Below are 14,739 nucleotides of genomic sequence, written 5' to 3' on the forward strand. Positions count from 1 at the left end.
CCGCCGAACACCTCGGAACTGTCGCAGCACGCATCAGCGAACTCGAACGCGGCACCCGCCTGAACATCACCCTCGCGAACGCCTACCGCGAATATCTCGCCGCCGCTTGACATCCATAGGAGCATCAAGAACACCGAACTCGGAGGAGGTAACCGGCGATGAGCACCATCTCGACCGTTTCCCGCATTGTCGTCAGCACCGCAGTCGTCGGCGCGACCGTCTTGGCGGCTCCCGGCACGGCACATGCGGTCGTGCCGGCGTCGGCCATCTCGGCCAGCCGTTCGATGAGGTGGCTGGCTCCGGCGCGGGGCACCATCGCGGTTGAACTCGACGGCTCCACCCTCACTGCGGACCCGTTCGGCCGTCGCGCCTGTCGGCTGCGGGTCGACGCGACTCTGCGGTTGTCCGGAACGATCACCGGGACGGCATCCGGTGTCACCACGGCGATCATCGGTGCGCCGTGTGAGCAGGTACTGGCGACACCACCGGGAACCTTCGCCGACGTATTCCAGTTCGTCGGAACGTTCGACGGAACCGTGCTGGGCACGAAGGCAACGGCCCGGACGCTCTACGCAGGTGTGACCGAGCCGGGTGGAGCAGTGTCCGCAGGTCTGGCATTGCGTGGCACCGCATCGGCCAGCGCCCTGGTCAAAGCACAGGCCGGCGGCACCGGCAGCTACCGCGGGACGGCCTCGGCGCCTCGCTGACCACAGCATCCGGGCTCGACGAGGTACCGCACGGCATCAGCCAACGCGGCTGCCCTCGATCAGCAACGAAGGCATGATCGTGATGCCGAGCGTCGGCTCCTGCTCACCGGGCGTCGAGTCCAGCAGCCGTTCGCCGTCCCGCGCCCAGCTGAAACCCGGACGCCGCAACGCGCGGGCCAGCGCAGCCTCAGCGGCAGGAAGACGATCGGTGATGAGTCGATCCAGCGCCCATCGCGGGACGCTCTCGTCATTCAGATACTGGCGCAGTCTCTCCAGATCGGCAGGATCTGCGTCGGCTCCGGATTCCAAGGCACGAACGGCACCCTCGAACCCTTGGTAGATGCCGATCCCCGCCATCGGGTGACTCAGCACCAGCACCGCTTCGCTCTCACCGATCTCCGCCGCTTCGAGCCACTGATGCACCATCGCCCGACTCTGGCTAATCGCCTCCTCGCCAGGTTCGTCCGGCGTCAGGGCCTGGGCGTAGACCTCGGACAGGTCCGCACCTTGGACGACGATGAGGTCGCCGCCGTTCCTGGCGACGAAGCGATCGTGCGCGGCGGCGGCAAGTTCAGTGGCCCGCTGCCGATACTCCGGATTCCGGAAGGTCCGCGATGGCGCATTGCGGTACAGACGCCCGACGATCTCGATCACATCGCCGCGCTGCTCCGGAGGGAACAGGCTGAGCGCACCGCTCGGCGTCCACAGCTCGGTCCCCGCCACCGGATTCAGCCGGCCCGCCAGGAACGCGCCTCGCGACAAGGCCGGCATCCCCTCACGGGCCGTCGGCGCAACCACATGCTCCAGATCGGACAGGCAGCACCTGACCGGGAAGCTCGCCGCCCCGGCCGGCGCGTCCGTCAGTACCTCGAAAACACTGTCAAGAACGACGAAGAGTCAGCCGGTTTTCGTACATCTACTTCGGGGACGCCGGACCTGCACGTCCTGGACGTCGAACCCGACCTGCCGCCGATGCCTGCCAAGGACTGTCAAGGAGCGGATCGGGGAGGCGTCCAGACACCTCCCGGCGGTCAGGGGCACCCGTCTCGCTTTGGTATGGTCTCCCGTGATCTCCGCCGGCTCCGGTCGGGAAAGGACACCATGCCAACGAGCTTCTTCGAACGTGCACAGACTCCGGCGTTGTTGGTTCTCGAAGATGGACGATCCTTCCGTGGCGTGTCCTTCGGGGCCGCTGGTGAAGCTTTCGGTGAGGCGGTGTTCTCCACCGGGATGTCCGGCTATCAGGAGACGCTGACCGACCCCAGCTATCACCGCCAGGTCGTCGTCGCCACCGCGCCGCACATCGGGAACACCGGCTGGAACGACGAGGACGACGAGTCGTCCCGCATCTGGGTGGCCGGCTACGTCGTCCGGGACCTCTCCCGGATGCGCTCCAACTGGCGTTCCAACCGTTCGCTGGACGACGAACTGCGTAGTCAGGGCGTGGTCGGGATCGCCGAGATCGACACCCGCGCGCTGACCCGGCATTTGCGCGAGCGGGGCGCCATGCGGGTGGGCATCTCCACCACCGAACTCGATCCCGAGAAGCTACTGGCCAAGGTGCGCGAGGTTCCGGCGATGGCCGGCTCCGACCTGGTCGCCGACGTCACCTTGAGCGCCGAGAAGGTGCTGCCGGCGGTCGGCGAGAAGCGGTTCACGGTCGCCGCCATCGACCTCGGCATCAAGGACATGACCCCGACCCGGATGGCCGCGCGCGGCATCGAGGTGCACCTGCTGCCGGCGTCGGTCACCCTGGACGAGCTGACCACCCTGAACCCGGACGGCGTCTTCTTCTCCAACGGTCCCGGCGACCCCGCCACCGCGGACGCCCCGATGACTCTGCTGCAAGGCGTCCTGGACGCCGGCATCCCGTACTTCGGCATCTGCTTCGGCAACCAGATCTTCGGACGCGCCCTCGGTTTCGGCACCTACAAGCTGAAATACGGTCACCGCGGGATCAACCAGCCGGTCAAGGATCTGCGCACCGGCAAGGTCGAGATCACCGCGCAAAACCACGGGTTCGCCGTGGACGCGCCGCTCGACAAGCCCACCGTCACCCGCTGGGGCACCGCACGGGTCAGCCACATCTGCCTCAACGACGACGTCGTGGAGGGCCTCGAGCTCACCGACGACGGCGACAACCTGCTGGCCTTCTCGGTGCAGTACCACCCGGAAGCGGCCGCCGGCCCGCACGACTCGGCCTACCTGTTCGACCGCTTCGTCGACGTGATGCGCCGCCGCCGCGAACTTCCCAGCCCCACCCAAAGCAACACCGACCAGGAGAACTGATGCCCAAGCGGACCGACATCTCGTCGATCCTCGTCGTCGGCTCCGGGCCGATCGTGATCGGCCAGGCCTGCGAGTTCGACTATTCGGGCACCCAGGCCTGCCGGGTGCTGCGCGAGGAGGGCTACCGGGTGATCCTGGTGAACTCCAACCCGGCGACGATCATGACCGACCCCGAGTTCGCGGACGCCACCTACATCGAGCCGATCCAGCCCGACTTCCTGGAGAAGGTGATCGCCGCCGAGCGTCCGGACGCCCTGCTCGCCACCCTGGGCGGCCAGACTGCATTGAACGCCGCCGTCGCCCTGCACGACAACGGCGTATTGAAAAAGTACGGCGTCGAACTGATCGGTGCCTCGTTCGAGGCGATCCAGAAGGGCGAGGACCGGGAGAAGTTCAAGGAGATCGTCGAAGCCCTCGACATCCCCGGCGCCAACCCGGAGGTGGCCCGCAGCCGGATCTGTCACTCGATGGACGACGTGCTGGCCGCCGCCGACGCGCTCGGCTACCCGCTGGTGGTGCGTCCGTCCTTCACCATGGGCGGGGTCGGCTCCGGATTCGCCCACGACGAGGACGAGCTGCGCCGGATCGCCGGCACCGGCCTGTCGGCGTCCCCGGTCACCGAGGTGCTGATCGAGGAGTCGATCCTCGGTTGGAAGGAATACGAGCTCGAGGTGATGCGCGACAAGGCGGACAACGTCGTGATCGTGTGCTCCATCGAGAACCTCGACCCGATGGGTGTGCACACCGGCGACTCGATCACCGTCGCCCCCGCGATGACGCTCACCGACCGCGAATACCAGGCGATGCGCGACGTCGGCATCGGGGTGATCCGGGCGGTCGGCGTCGACACCGGCGGCTGCAACATCCAGTTCGCGATCAACCCCGACAACGGCCGGATGATCGTCATCGAGATGAACCCGAGGGTCTCCCGGTCGAGCGCGCTGGCGTCCAAGGCGACCGGCTTCCCGATCGCGAAGATCGCCGCCAAGGTGGCCGTCGGCTACACCTTGGACGAGATCCCCAACGACATCACCGCCGAGACCCCGGCGTCCTTCGAGCCGACCCTGGACTACGTGGTGGTGAAGGCCCCGCGGTTCGCCTTCGAGAAGTTCCCGACCGCCGAGAACACCCTCACCACGCATATGAAGAGCGTCGGCGAGGCGATGGCGATCGGCCGCAACTTCACCGAGGCGCTGGGCAAGGCGCTGCGTTCCCTGGAAGACCCGAAGTCGACTTTCGACTTCACCGGTGCGATCACCCAGTCGGTGGACGAGTTGCTCGCGCAGGCCTCGCGTCCGCACGACGGCCGGCTCGGTCTGGTGATGAAGGCGTTCCGGGCCGGTGCCACCGCCCAGCAGCTGTTCGACGCCACCAAGATCGACCCCTGGTTCCTGGACCAGTTGCAGCTGATCGCCGAGGTCGCCGAGCACGTCCGCAACGCACCCGAGCTGACCGCCGACCTGCTGCGGCTGGCCAAGCGGCACGGACTCTCCGACGACCAGATCGCCCGGCTGCGGCACCTCAGCACCGACGTGGTCCGCGGCGTCCGCTGGGCGCTGGGGGTGCGTCCGGTGTTCAAGACGGTCGACACCTGCGCCGCCGAGTTCGCCGCGAAGACGCCCTACCACTACTCGTCCTACGACGCCGAGACCGAGGTGGCGCCACGGACCAAGCCGGCGGTGCTGATCCTCGGCTCCGGGCCGAACCGGATCGGTCAGGGCATCGAGTTCGACTATTCCTGCGTGCACGCCGCGCTGACCCTGTCGCAGCACGGCTACGAGACGGTGATGATCAACTGCAACCCCGAGACGGTGTCCACCGACTACGACACCTCCGACCGGCTCTATTTCGAGCCGCTCACCCTGGAGGACGTGCTCGAGGTCTACCACGCCGAGTCGTTGGCCGGACCGGTCGCCGGCGTCATCGTCCAGCTCGGCGGGCAGACCCCGCTCAAGCTGGCCCAAGCCTTGAAGGACGCCGGCGTCCCGATCGTCGGCACCTCGCCAGAGGCCATCCACCTGGCTGAGGAACGGGGTGCGTTCGGCCGGATCCTGTCCGACAACAAGCTGACCGCGCCCGCCTACGGCATGGCCATGTCGGCCGACGACGCGCTGGAGATCGCCCACAGCATCGGCTACCCGGTGCTGGTCCGGCCCTCCTACGTGCTGGGCGGACGCGGCATGGAGATCGTCTACGACGACGACTCGCTGGTCGGCTACATCGAGCGCGCCACCCACATCACCCCGAACTCGCCGGTGCTGGTCGACCGCTTCCTGGACGACGCCATCGAGATCGACGTGGACGCCCTGTTCGACGGCACCGAGCTGTACCTGGGCGGCGTGATGGAGCACATCGAGGAGGCCGGCATCCATTCCGGCGACTCGGCCTGCTCGCTGCCGCCGATCACTCTGGGCAGTGAGACGGTCGACCGGATCCGGGCAGCGACCGGGGCGATCGCCCGCGGCGTCGGTGTCCGGGGCCTGATCAACATCCAGTTCGCCCTGCTCGGCGACGTCCTCTATGTGCTGGAAGCCAACCCGCGGGCGTCCCGGACGGTGCCGTTCGTCTCGAAGGCGACCGCGACCCCGCTGGCCAAGGCGGCGTCCCGGATCATGCTGGGCGCCACCATCGCCGAACTGCGCGCGGACGGCACGCTGCGCGCCGACCGGGACGGGACGGCCCCGTTGACGTCCGCCCCGCTCGCGGTGAAAGAAGCGGTGATGCCGTTCAACCGGTTCCGCACCGCCGACGGCGCCTGGGTCGATACCCTGCTCGGCCCCGAGATGAAGTCGACCGGCGAGGTGATGGGCCTCGACCTGACCTTCGGGGTGGCGTTCGCGAAGAGCCAGACCGCCTCGTACGGCGACGTGCCGACCCAGGGTTCGGTGTTCGTGTCGGTCGCCAACCGGGACAAGCGGCATGCCATCTTCCCGGTGAAACGCCTTGCCGACCTTGGTTTCAAAGTCTACGCCACCGAGGGGACGGCGCAGGTGCTGCGCCGCAACGACGTCGAGGTCACGGTGCTCCGCAAAGAGACCCAGGGTCCTGGCGCGGACGGCACCAAGACCGTCGTCCAGGCGATCATGGACGGCGAGATCAGCCTGATCTTCAACACCCCGCTCGGAGTCTCCGAAGGCGGCGATCCACGCCGGGACGGCTGGCAGATCCGGTCCGCGGCGATCCTGTGCGACGTGCCCTGCGTGACCACCGTGCAGGGTCTCTCAGCGGCTGTGCAGGGGATCGAGGCATTGCGCCGCGGCGGCCTGACGGTTCGCCCGCTGCAGGACTGGAGCGCCGATATGCGCAGTGAACTGGAGGCAGCGCAGCGATGAACCCGCGGGTGAGCCTGGTCGACGCCGGCTATCGCGGCGTCGTCCGGCCGCTGCTGTTCGCCTCGCACCATGGCGACCCGGAAAGCGTCCATGAGCAGATGATCGGGACGCTGGCCCGGTTCAGCCGCTCACCGGGGCTGGTCGCGGCCGCCAAACTGTTGGCCGGCAGCCGGGGCGTGCCGACCACGGTGGCCGGCATCGACTTCCCCGGACGGGTCGGCCTGGCCGCCGGCATGGACAAGGACGGACGCGCCGTGCTGGCCTGGCAGGCGCTCGGCTTCGGCTTCGCCGAACTCGGTACCGTCACCGCCCAGGCCCAGCCCGGCAACGACAAGCCCCGAGTCTTCCGGCTGCGCACGTCGAAGGCGCTGATCAACAGGATGGGGTTCAACAACGCCGGCGCCGAACGGCTGCACCGGGAACTGTCGCTGCTCGGGGTGTACCGGGGCAACGGCGGGGCCGGCATCCCGATCGGCATCTCGATCGGTAAGACCAAGATCGTGCCGGTCGCGGACGCGGTCGACGACTACCTGGCCTCGCTCGACCTGGTCATTCCGCACGCCGACTATGTGGCGATCAATGTGTCCAGTCCGAACACGCCCGGTCTGCGCAGCCTGCAGGACGGGGGAGCGCTGCTCACTCTGCTGAAGGCGCTGGTCGAACGGGCCGCCGGACGAGCGCCGCTGTTCGTCAAGATCGCCCCGGACCTGACCGAGCCGCAGATCGACGAGGTGCTCGCCGCGGCCACCGACGCCGGGGTGGCCGGCTTGATCGCCACCAACACGACGCTGTCTCGTGACGGCATCGACCCCGCCGAGCAGTCGCTGGCCGGCGAGGCGGGCGGCCTGTCCGGCGCGCCGCTGACGGTTCGGGCCCGCGAGGTGGTCGGCTATCTGGTGCGGCACACCGACCTGCCGGTGATCGCCGCCGGCGGCATCATGACCGCCGACGACGCGTCCGCGATGTTCGATCTGGGCGCCCCGCTGGTCCAGCTGTACACCGGATTCATCTACGCCGGCCCGGCACTCCCGGCCCGGATCAACGCGCTGACAAGGAGAAACCCATGACCAGCTACCAGAGCCGACTGACCGCGGCGGTGGCCCAGCGGGGTGCCCTGTGCGTCGGCATCGACCCGCACCCCGGCCTGCTCCGCGACTGGGGGCTCAGTGTGGACGCCGCCGGCGTCGAGGCATTCGCCCGCCGGGTGGTCGAGGCGCTGGGCACCGAGGTGGCGGTGTTCAAGCCGCAGTCGGCCTTTTTCGAGATCCACGGCTCGGCCGGCGTCGCCGTGCTGGAACGGACGCTGGCCGACATCGCCGGTGCCGGCGCGCTGAGCATCCTGGACGTCAAGCGCGGCGACATCGGCTCGACCATGGACGCCTACGCCGAGGCCTACCTGGCCGACGGCTCGCCGCTGGCCGCCGATGCGATCACCGTGTCGCCCTATCTGGGCTTCGGCTCGCTGCAACCCGCGTTCGACCGGGCGCACCGCTACGGACGCGGCGTCTACGTGCTGGCCCGGACGTCCAACCCGGAGGGCGGCCAGGTGCAGCTGGCGTCGGCGGCGTCCGGCCGCTCGGTGGCCCAGGAGATCATCGACGACGCGGCCCGGCTGAACGCCGAGACCGGACAGAACGCCATCGGCCTGGTGGTCGGCGGCACCCACAGCGATCTCGGTTGCGACGTCAGCGCGTTCAATGGATCGATCCTGGTGCCCGGCATCGGCTTTCAGGGCGGCCGGATCGACGATCTGCCGGCCCTGTTCGGCGCCGCGCTCGACAACCTGCTGCCCGCGGTCAGCCGCGACGTCCTCGGCGTCGGTCCGGACGCCGCCGCACTCGCCGACCGGGTGCGCTCGCTGCTCGCCATCGGCCGGTAAGTTCTGGGCGCTGGCCAAGACCGAGCTTCCGGGTCCGCGTCATCCCGGCGAACGCGGGATCTCTTGCCGGACATCAGATTCCGGGCAAGCCCGGAATGACAGACCGCGAAGCCGCACCCGGCGGGTCCTCCTGTCATCCCGGCGAACGCCGGGATCTCCTGCAATAGGTCCCTCGGTGCGACGGTGAGCTGTCCGGACGTGGGCGTCTCCGCCGGTCAGCTTGTGGAGACCCTGGCCAGAAGGGTTTTCAGGGAGCGTTTCGCCTTGTAAATTGTGCCCACCCAAGACATCCGGAGGTCACCGTGGCGATACCCCAACTGACGACGGAGCAGCTGCAGGCGGCTCGCGCGGCCGCCACGGAGGCGCGCCGCTCTCGTGCGGCGCTGAAAGCGCGGGTGCGGTCGGGGGAGTTGACCCTGGCCCAAGCTCTCGATGAGGCCGCTGCCGACGAGGTGCTCGCCCACGTCAAAGTGATCGACCTGCTCAAGGCGTTGCCGCGCGTCGGTGACAAGCGGGCCAGCCTGGTGATGGAGCGATACGACATCGCCGCCAACCGCCGGATTCGTGGACTCGGACGGCATCAACTCGCCGGCCTGAAGGCCGAGTTCGGTGAGCGGTGACGTCACTGTCATCTCCGGTCCGACGGCCGTAGGCAAGGGAACGGTCGTTCGCGCGCTCAAAGAGCGCTATCCCGAGGTGTGGGTGTCGGTGTCGGCGACCACCCGGCCACCGCGTCCGGGCGAGATCGATGGCCAGCACTACTGGTTCGTCAGCGACGGAGCCTTCGACACCCTGCTCGCCGACGAGGGACTGCTCGAATGGGCCGTCGTGCACGGACGCGACCGGTACGGCACCCCGGCGGCACCGGTGCGGACCGCGATCGCCCGCGGCGAACGGGTGATTCTGGAGATCGACTTGCAGGGCGCCCGCCAGGTGCGCGCCAAACTGCCGCAGGCCCGGCTGGTGTTCATCGCCCCGCCCAACTGGAACGAGCTCGTCGCCCGACTGGTCGGACGCGGCACCGAGGACGCCGAGCAGCGCGAGCGCCGGTTGCGCACCGCGAAAGACGAGTTGGCGGCCGCCGACGAGTTCGACCACATCGTCGTGAATGACGATGTGGGCAGGGCGGTCGATGAGTTGGTAGACTTGCTGAGCTTGTGAGTTCTACCCAGTAGAAGCTCTCGCAGGCCGAACCACCCGCAGGCGCCCAGACCCGCACGCACCGGGCCGAGCGCGCCGCACCAACCGTGAGGTCATCCTTTGAGCACACATGCCCCCGAAGGCATCATCAACCCGCCGATCGACGAGCTGCTGGAGAAGGTCGACTCCAAGTACCGCCTGGTGCTCTTCGCCGCCAAGCGGGCCCGGCAGATCAACGCCTACTACAGCCAGCTGGGCGAAGGCCTGCTGGAGAACGTGGGTCCGCTGGTCGACACCGGCGTCCAGGAGAAGCCGCTGTCGATCGCGCTGCGCGAGGTGAACGCCGGGGTGCTGGAATGCACCGAGATCGATCCCGAGGCCGAGGCGGCCGCGCGTGCCGAGGCTGAGGCCGATCCGCAGTTCAGCGATCTCGACCCGTTCAGCGACGACCTGGCCTGACCTTCCGATGAGCCGGATCCTGCTCGGGGTTGCCGGCGGAATCGCCGCGTACAAGGCCTGTCTGCTGCTGCGGCGCTTCGCCGAAGCCGGTCACGAGGTCACCGTGGTGCCGACCCCGAGCGCGCTCAATTTCGTCGGAGAGACGACCTGGGCGGCGCTGTCCGGCCGGCCGGTGCACACAGAGGTCTGGGCGAACGCCCATGCCGTGCCGCACGTGGCGCTGGGTCGCGAGGCCGACCTGGTGGTGGTTGCCCCGGCGACCGCCGATCTGCTGGCGCGGGCGGCGTCGGGACGGGCCGACGATCTGCTCACCAATGTGCTGCTGACCGCGACCTGTCCGGTGCTGATGGCGCCCGCGATGCACACCGAGATGTGGCTGCATCCGGCCACCCATGCCAACGTGGCCACTCTGCGCGAGCGCGGTGTGATTGTCCTCGACCCTGATTCCGGACGCCTTACCGGCGCCGACACCGGACCGGGTCGGCTGCGTGAGCCGTCCGAGATCGAACAATCGGCGTTGTCGCTGCTGGATTCCGGAGCCCTGGCTGCTGCCCGTGCGCGGGACCTGGACGGCGTCCGGCTCACGGTGAGCGCCGGCGGCACCCGCGAAGCGCTCGACCCGGTCCGGTACCTGGGCAACAGATCCTCCGGACGAATGGGCCTGGCGCTGGCACGGGCTGCCCTGCTGCGCGGTGCTGACGTCCAGGTGGTCGCCGGGGCGATCGCCGCCGCCGTACCGGGCGGTGCCGCGTTGAAACGGGTGACCTCCACCGCCGACCTGGCCGAGGCGATGACCGCGGCCGCGGCGACGTCCGACGTGCTGATCATGGCGGCGGCGCCCGCCGATTTCACTCCCGAATCGCCCAGCGAGGGGAAGCTGAAGAAGGAGGGTGACGCCGGGCTCGTGGTCCGGTTCACCCAGACCACCGATGTGCTCGCCGCCCTGGTGCGGCAGCGGCGTCCGGGTCAGGTGATTGTCGGCTTCGCCGCCGAGACCGCCGGGTCGGCGTCCGAACTGATGGAGCTGGGCAGCGCCAAGCTGGCCCGCAAGGGCTGTGACCTGCTGGTGCTGAACGATGTCAGCGGAGGCGCGGTCTTCGGAGCGGCCGACAATTCCGTCGCCATCATCGACGCCGACGGTGTGGTCGCGACCGCCGCCGGTGACAAGAATCTCGTTGCGCATCGCATTCTCGATGCCGTCGCCACTAGGAGAAAGAGCAGCCGATGAGCCGCCTGTTCAGCTCGGAGTCCGTCACTGAGGGCCACCCCGACAAGCTGGCCGACTCGGTTTCGGACGCCGTCCTCGACGCCCTGTTGACGCAGGACGCCGAGAGCCGCGTCGCCGTGGAGACCTTGGTCACCACCGGCACCGTGGTGGTCGCCGGCGAGGTCAGCACCAGTGGTTACGTCGACATCGCCAAGCTCACACGGGAGCGGATTCTGCAGATCGGCTACGACTCCTCGGACAAGTCGTTCGACGGGGCGTCCTGCGGCGTACTGGTCTCGCTGGGCGCGCAGTCGCCCGACATCGCACAGGGGGTGGAGGATGCCGGCGAGCATCGCGAGGGCGGCTCCGGCGACGCGCTGGACGCCCAGGGTGCCGGAGATCAGGGGCTGATGTTCGGCTACGCCTGCACCGACACGCCGACGCTGATGCCGCTGCCGATCGACATCGCGCACCGGCTCGCGGAACGGCTCACCAGGGTGCGTCGCGACCGGGTGCTGCCGTTCCTGCTGCCCGACGGCAAGACCCAGGTGACCATCCGCTACGAGGGCGACCGTCCGGTCGGTGTGGACACCGTCGTTGTGTCGTCGCAGCACACCGGTGCGGCGTCCTACGACCGCGACATTCGGCCGGGCATCCTGCACGAGGTGATCGAGCCGGTGCTGGCCGAGTATGAGGTCTCCACCGACGGGCTGAAGGTGCACATCAACCCGACCGGGAAGTTCGTCATCGGCGGTCCGATGGGCGACGCCGGACTGACCGGCCGCAAGATCATCGTGGATACTTACGGCGGCATGGCCCGGCACGGCGGCGGCGCGTTCTCGGGCAAGGACCCGTCCAAGGTCGACCGGTCGGCCGCCTACGCGATGCGCTGGGTGGCGAAGAACGTAGTGGCGGCAGGTTTGGCAACTCGTTGCGAGGTGCAGGTGGCCTACGCCATCGGACGCGCCCACCCGGTCGGCTTCTACGCCGACTGCTTCGGCACCGAGGCCGTGCCCCTGGAACAGATCACTGCGGCCGTCCTGGAGGTCTTCGACCTGCGCCCCGCGGCGATCATCCGCGACCTCGACCTGCTGCGTCCGATCTACTCGCTGACCACCAACTACGGTCACTTCGGCCGCGAACTCCCCGAGTTCACCTGGGAGCGCACCGACCGCGCCCACGCCCTGGCCAACGCCGTCCGAGGCTAGCTCCCGCCCCCGTGGACGTTCCCTTTCCGGTTCAGATCGCACGTTGGGATCGCACGTTGGGGACGGTTCTTCTTCGTTCGATTCTCGCATCGCCGGGGACGGTTCCTTTTCGTTCAAATTTCGCACGACTGGGGACGGTTCTTCGCTCGGCACTGAACGTGCAATCGACCGTTCCCCGGGGTGATCTCGCCGCGTTCAGTCGCGATCTCAGTCTTGTCAGTGCCGCCCTCTAGCATCGGGTTCATGGTTGAGCCGAGGGTTGCGAAGGTGGCGGTGGACATGCCGCTGCCGCATCTCGATCGACCCTTTGACTACGCCATTCCCGACGAGTTGGTGTCCGAGGTGGTGCCGGGTTGCCGGGTGAAGGTCCGATTCGCCGGACGCCAGCGCGACGGTTACGTCCTCAATGTGGTGACCGCGTCGGACGCCGATCGCGAACTGTCGCCGCTGCTGAAGGTGGTGTCGTCCGAGGTCGTCCTGCTGCCCGAGATCGCCGCGGTGGTCCGGGACGTGGCCGATCATTATGCCGGCACGTTCGCCGATGTCGTCCGGTTGGCGGTGCCACCGCGGCACGGCATGACCGAGACCGCCGACCCCGCTTCATATCCGCAACCGCAGGTCCCGTCGGCCGACGCCGTCGTGCTGCCGGAGTACCCCCATGGGGCGTCCCTGATCCGGGCATTGGGCACGGACGTCGCGCCTCGGGCCGCGCCCTGCCTGGCGCCGGTCGCGCGACACGTGGGGGACTGGATCGCGGCCCTGATCGAAGCAGCTGCCGCTACCTTGGCCGGAGGACGCGGCGTCCTGCTGTTGGTGCCGGACACCTCCGACCTGGCCCGGCTCGAGTCCCGCTGCATCGAGGCGTTCGGACGCGGCAGTTTCGTCACGCTGACCGCGGAGAAGGGGCCGGCGGCACGGTATCGGGCGTTCCTGGCGGCCTCCCGCGGACAGGTCCGGCTGGTGCTGGGCACTCGTGCCGCCGCCTTCGCACCGGTCGCCGATCTGGGGTTGATCGCGATGTTCGACGATGGTGACGACTCGTGGGCCGAGCCGCGGGCACCGTATCCGCACGCCCGCGTGGTCGCCGCGTTGCGCGCCTCGCGGCAGCGTTGCGGGCTGCTGTACATCGGGTACGCGCGTAGTACCGAGACGCAGGCCATGGTCGATCGGGGTTGGCTGATACCGATGGAGCTACCCGCGAGGGCACGTCGCGAGGCGTGTCCGGTCGTCCGCGCTACCGATGACGGGACGGCGCTGGCCGGACGTGATCCGGCCGCGCACTCCCGGCTGCCGCACGAGGTGTTCACCGCGATTCGGGCCGGGCTGGCGTCCGGCCCGGTGCTGGTGCAGGTGCCGCGCGCCGGATATCTGGCGGGGTTGGCGTGTGGGCGTTGCCGAACCGTCGCCCGGTGTGCGGCCTGCGGGCATCCGTTGGCGGGGGAGCGCGGAGACCGCGGGGCTGCCCCGGTGTGCCGGGTATGCGGCGTCCGGCCCGAGTGGCGGTGTGCGGAATGCGGCAGCAATGAGTTGCGGGCGCCGCGGGTCGGGTTGGTGCGGACGGCCGAAGAACTCGGACGGGCGTTCCCACAGACACCGGTGGTGCAGTCGAGCGGGGATCACCGGGTGGCCGAGGTCGGTGCTGACCCGGCGCTGGTATTGGCCACGCCGGGGGTAGAACCGATCGCGGACGGCGGGTACGCCGCGGCGGTCCTGCTCGACGCGGAATTGCTGTTGGCAAGGGCAGATCTGCGTGCCGGCGAAGAAGCCTTGCGACGTTGGCTGGCTGCGGTGGCGCTGGTGCGCGGGGCGTCCGACGACGGCAGCGTGGTGGTGGCCGGACCGGCCTCCGCGCGGGCCATCCAGGCCTTGGTAAGGCTCGATCCGGCCGGCTTCGCCGAGCGCGAACTGGGGGATCGGGTGCAGGCCGGCTTCCCGCCGGTCACCCGGCTGATCAGCCTCGAAGGTGGGCTCCAGGTGGTTGAGGACGCGGCGCGCGCGATTCATGCCGAGACCGGGGCGGTGCCGCTCGGACCGGTGCCCGTCGCCGACGACGAAGTGCGGGCATTGTTGCGGACGCCGCTGGGCGCCGGCCGGGCGCTGGTGGCGGCGGCGAAGGCGGTGCAGGTGCGGCGGACCGCGCACAAAGAGGACGGCTCGCTGCGAGTCCGGGTCGATCCAGCGGTGCTGTGACCAGAGAATTCATCTGGCATTGAAAAACTGAGCTGGTCGTTTCTCCCTTCGTCCTGTGGATAACTGTCTACGCGTTCGGTATTCGTGCGAGACTCGGGCAACGATCTCGGGGGAAGGGGTCTGATGAGGTACTTGGTGGTTGTGGTGCTGTTGCTTGTGGGGTGTTCGTCGACGGTGGTTCCGTCGGTGAGTCCGTCGTCGTCTGTGGTGCCGTCGTCGTCGGTGAGTGCTGTGACGCCGACGGCGGTGGTGAGTCCGATGTGTTCGCCGATGGGTGGGACGCCGGTTCCGTGTTCGCCGGCGGACTATGAGAAGACGCAGGAGCAGA

At 68.8% G+C, this 14,739-nt stretch carries 13 protein-coding genes; 12 read left to right on the top strand and 1 reads right to left on the bottom strand.

Translation table 11 applies throughout. From position 1 onward, the window contains the following. Positions 1 to 158 precede the first annotated feature (158 nt). Positions 159 to 707, top strand: a complete 549-nt coding sequence (locus QM619_RS00470) for a hypothetical protein (protein ID WP_415103193.1) — start codon at positions 159 to 161, stop codon at positions 705 to 707. Between the two features lie 36 nt (positions 708 to 743). Here QM619_RS00470 and QM619_RS00475 read toward each other — a convergent pair whose 3' ends face one another. Further along, positions 744 to 1,361 (bottom strand): hypothetical protein, encoded by a 618-nt coding sequence (locus tag QM619_RS00475; RefSeq protein WP_415103195.1) that lies wholly within the window; start codon positions 1,359 to 1,361, stop codon positions 744 to 746. A gap of 447 nt (positions 1,362 to 1,808) precedes the next feature. Here QM619_RS00475 and carA point away from each other — a divergent pair, with 447 nt between their 5' ends. The 11 genes from carA to QM619_RS00530 all read left to right on the top strand — a co-directional run. Beyond that, positions 1,809 to 2,996, top strand: a complete 1,188-nt coding sequence (gene carA / locus QM619_RS00480; protein WP_415103197.1) for a glutamine-hydrolyzing carbamoyl-phosphate synthase small subunit — start codon at positions 1,809 to 1,811, stop codon at positions 2,994 to 2,996. Further along, entirely contained in the window at positions 2,996 to 6,328 is a 3,333-nt protein-coding gene (carB, locus tag QM619_RS00485) for a carbamoyl-phosphate synthase large subunit (protein ID WP_415103199.1), read from the top strand. The genes carA and carB overlap by 1 nt, the downstream gene beginning before the upstream one ends. Then, a complete protein-coding gene (locus QM619_RS00490) occupies positions 6,325 to 7,395 on the top strand; it encodes a quinone-dependent dihydroorotate dehydrogenase (RefSeq protein WP_415103201.1) in 1,071 nt (356 codons plus the stop codon). The genes carB and QM619_RS00490 overlap by 4 nt, the downstream gene beginning before the upstream one ends. Continuing rightward, positions 7,392 to 8,207 carry an orotidine-5'-phosphate decarboxylase gene (gene pyrF / locus QM619_RS00495; RefSeq protein WP_415103203.1) on the top strand — a complete coding sequence of 272 codons (816 nt, stop codon included), beginning with the start codon at positions 7,392 to 7,394 and terminating at the stop codon, positions 8,205 to 8,207. Before QM619_RS00490 ends, pyrF begins: the two co-directional genes overlap by 4 nt. 302 nt (positions 8,208 to 8,509) lie before the next feature. Further along, the gene (mihF, locus tag QM619_RS00500) at positions 8,510 to 8,827 is read left to right on the top strand and encodes an integration host factor, actinobacterial type (RefSeq protein ID WP_415103205.1); all 318 of its coding nucleotides are present in this window, start codon (positions 8,510 to 8,512) and stop codon (positions 8,825 to 8,827) included. After that, the gene (gmk, locus tag QM619_RS00505; RefSeq protein WP_415103207.1) at positions 8,817 to 9,368 is read left to right on the top strand and encodes a guanylate kinase; all 552 of its coding nucleotides are present in this window, start codon (positions 8,817 to 8,819) and stop codon (positions 9,366 to 9,368) included. The genes mihF and gmk overlap by 11 nt, the downstream gene beginning before the upstream one ends. Positions 9,369 to 9,467: 99 nt before the next feature. Then, positions 9,468 to 9,806 (top strand): DNA-directed RNA polymerase subunit omega, encoded by a 339-nt coding sequence (gene rpoZ / locus QM619_RS00510; protein WP_298130186.1) that lies wholly within the window; start codon positions 9,468 to 9,470, stop codon positions 9,804 to 9,806. Between the two features lie 7 nt (positions 9,807 to 9,813). After that, positions 9,814 to 11,034, top strand: a complete 1,221-nt coding sequence (gene coaBC / locus QM619_RS00515; RefSeq protein WP_415103209.1) for a bifunctional phosphopantothenoylcysteine decarboxylase/phosphopantothenate--cysteine ligase CoaBC — start codon at positions 9,814 to 9,816, stop codon at positions 11,032 to 11,034. Continuing rightward, a complete protein-coding gene (gene metK / locus QM619_RS00520; protein WP_415103211.1) occupies positions 11,031 to 12,221 on the top strand; it encodes a methionine adenosyltransferase in 1,191 nt (396 codons plus the stop codon). The genes coaBC and metK overlap by 4 nt, the downstream gene beginning before the upstream one ends. Positions 12,222 to 12,464: 243 nt before the next feature. Continuing rightward, positions 12,465 to 14,411, top strand: a complete 1,947-nt coding sequence (locus QM619_RS00525; protein WP_415103213.1) for a primosome assembly protein PriA — start codon at positions 12,465 to 12,467, stop codon at positions 14,409 to 14,411. Positions 14,412 to 14,546: 135 nt separating this feature from the next. Beyond that, positions 14,547 to 14,739: hypothetical protein (locus QM619_RS00530; RefSeq protein ID WP_415103215.1), on the top strand; the 193-nt coding region annotated here is incomplete at its 3' end.

Origin of the sequence: Micropruina sp., assembly GCF_047606665.1 — a bacterium.
In the GTDB taxonomy this organism is placed as follows: domain Bacteria; phylum Actinomycetota; class Actinomycetes; order Propionibacteriales; family Propionibacteriaceae; genus Micropruina.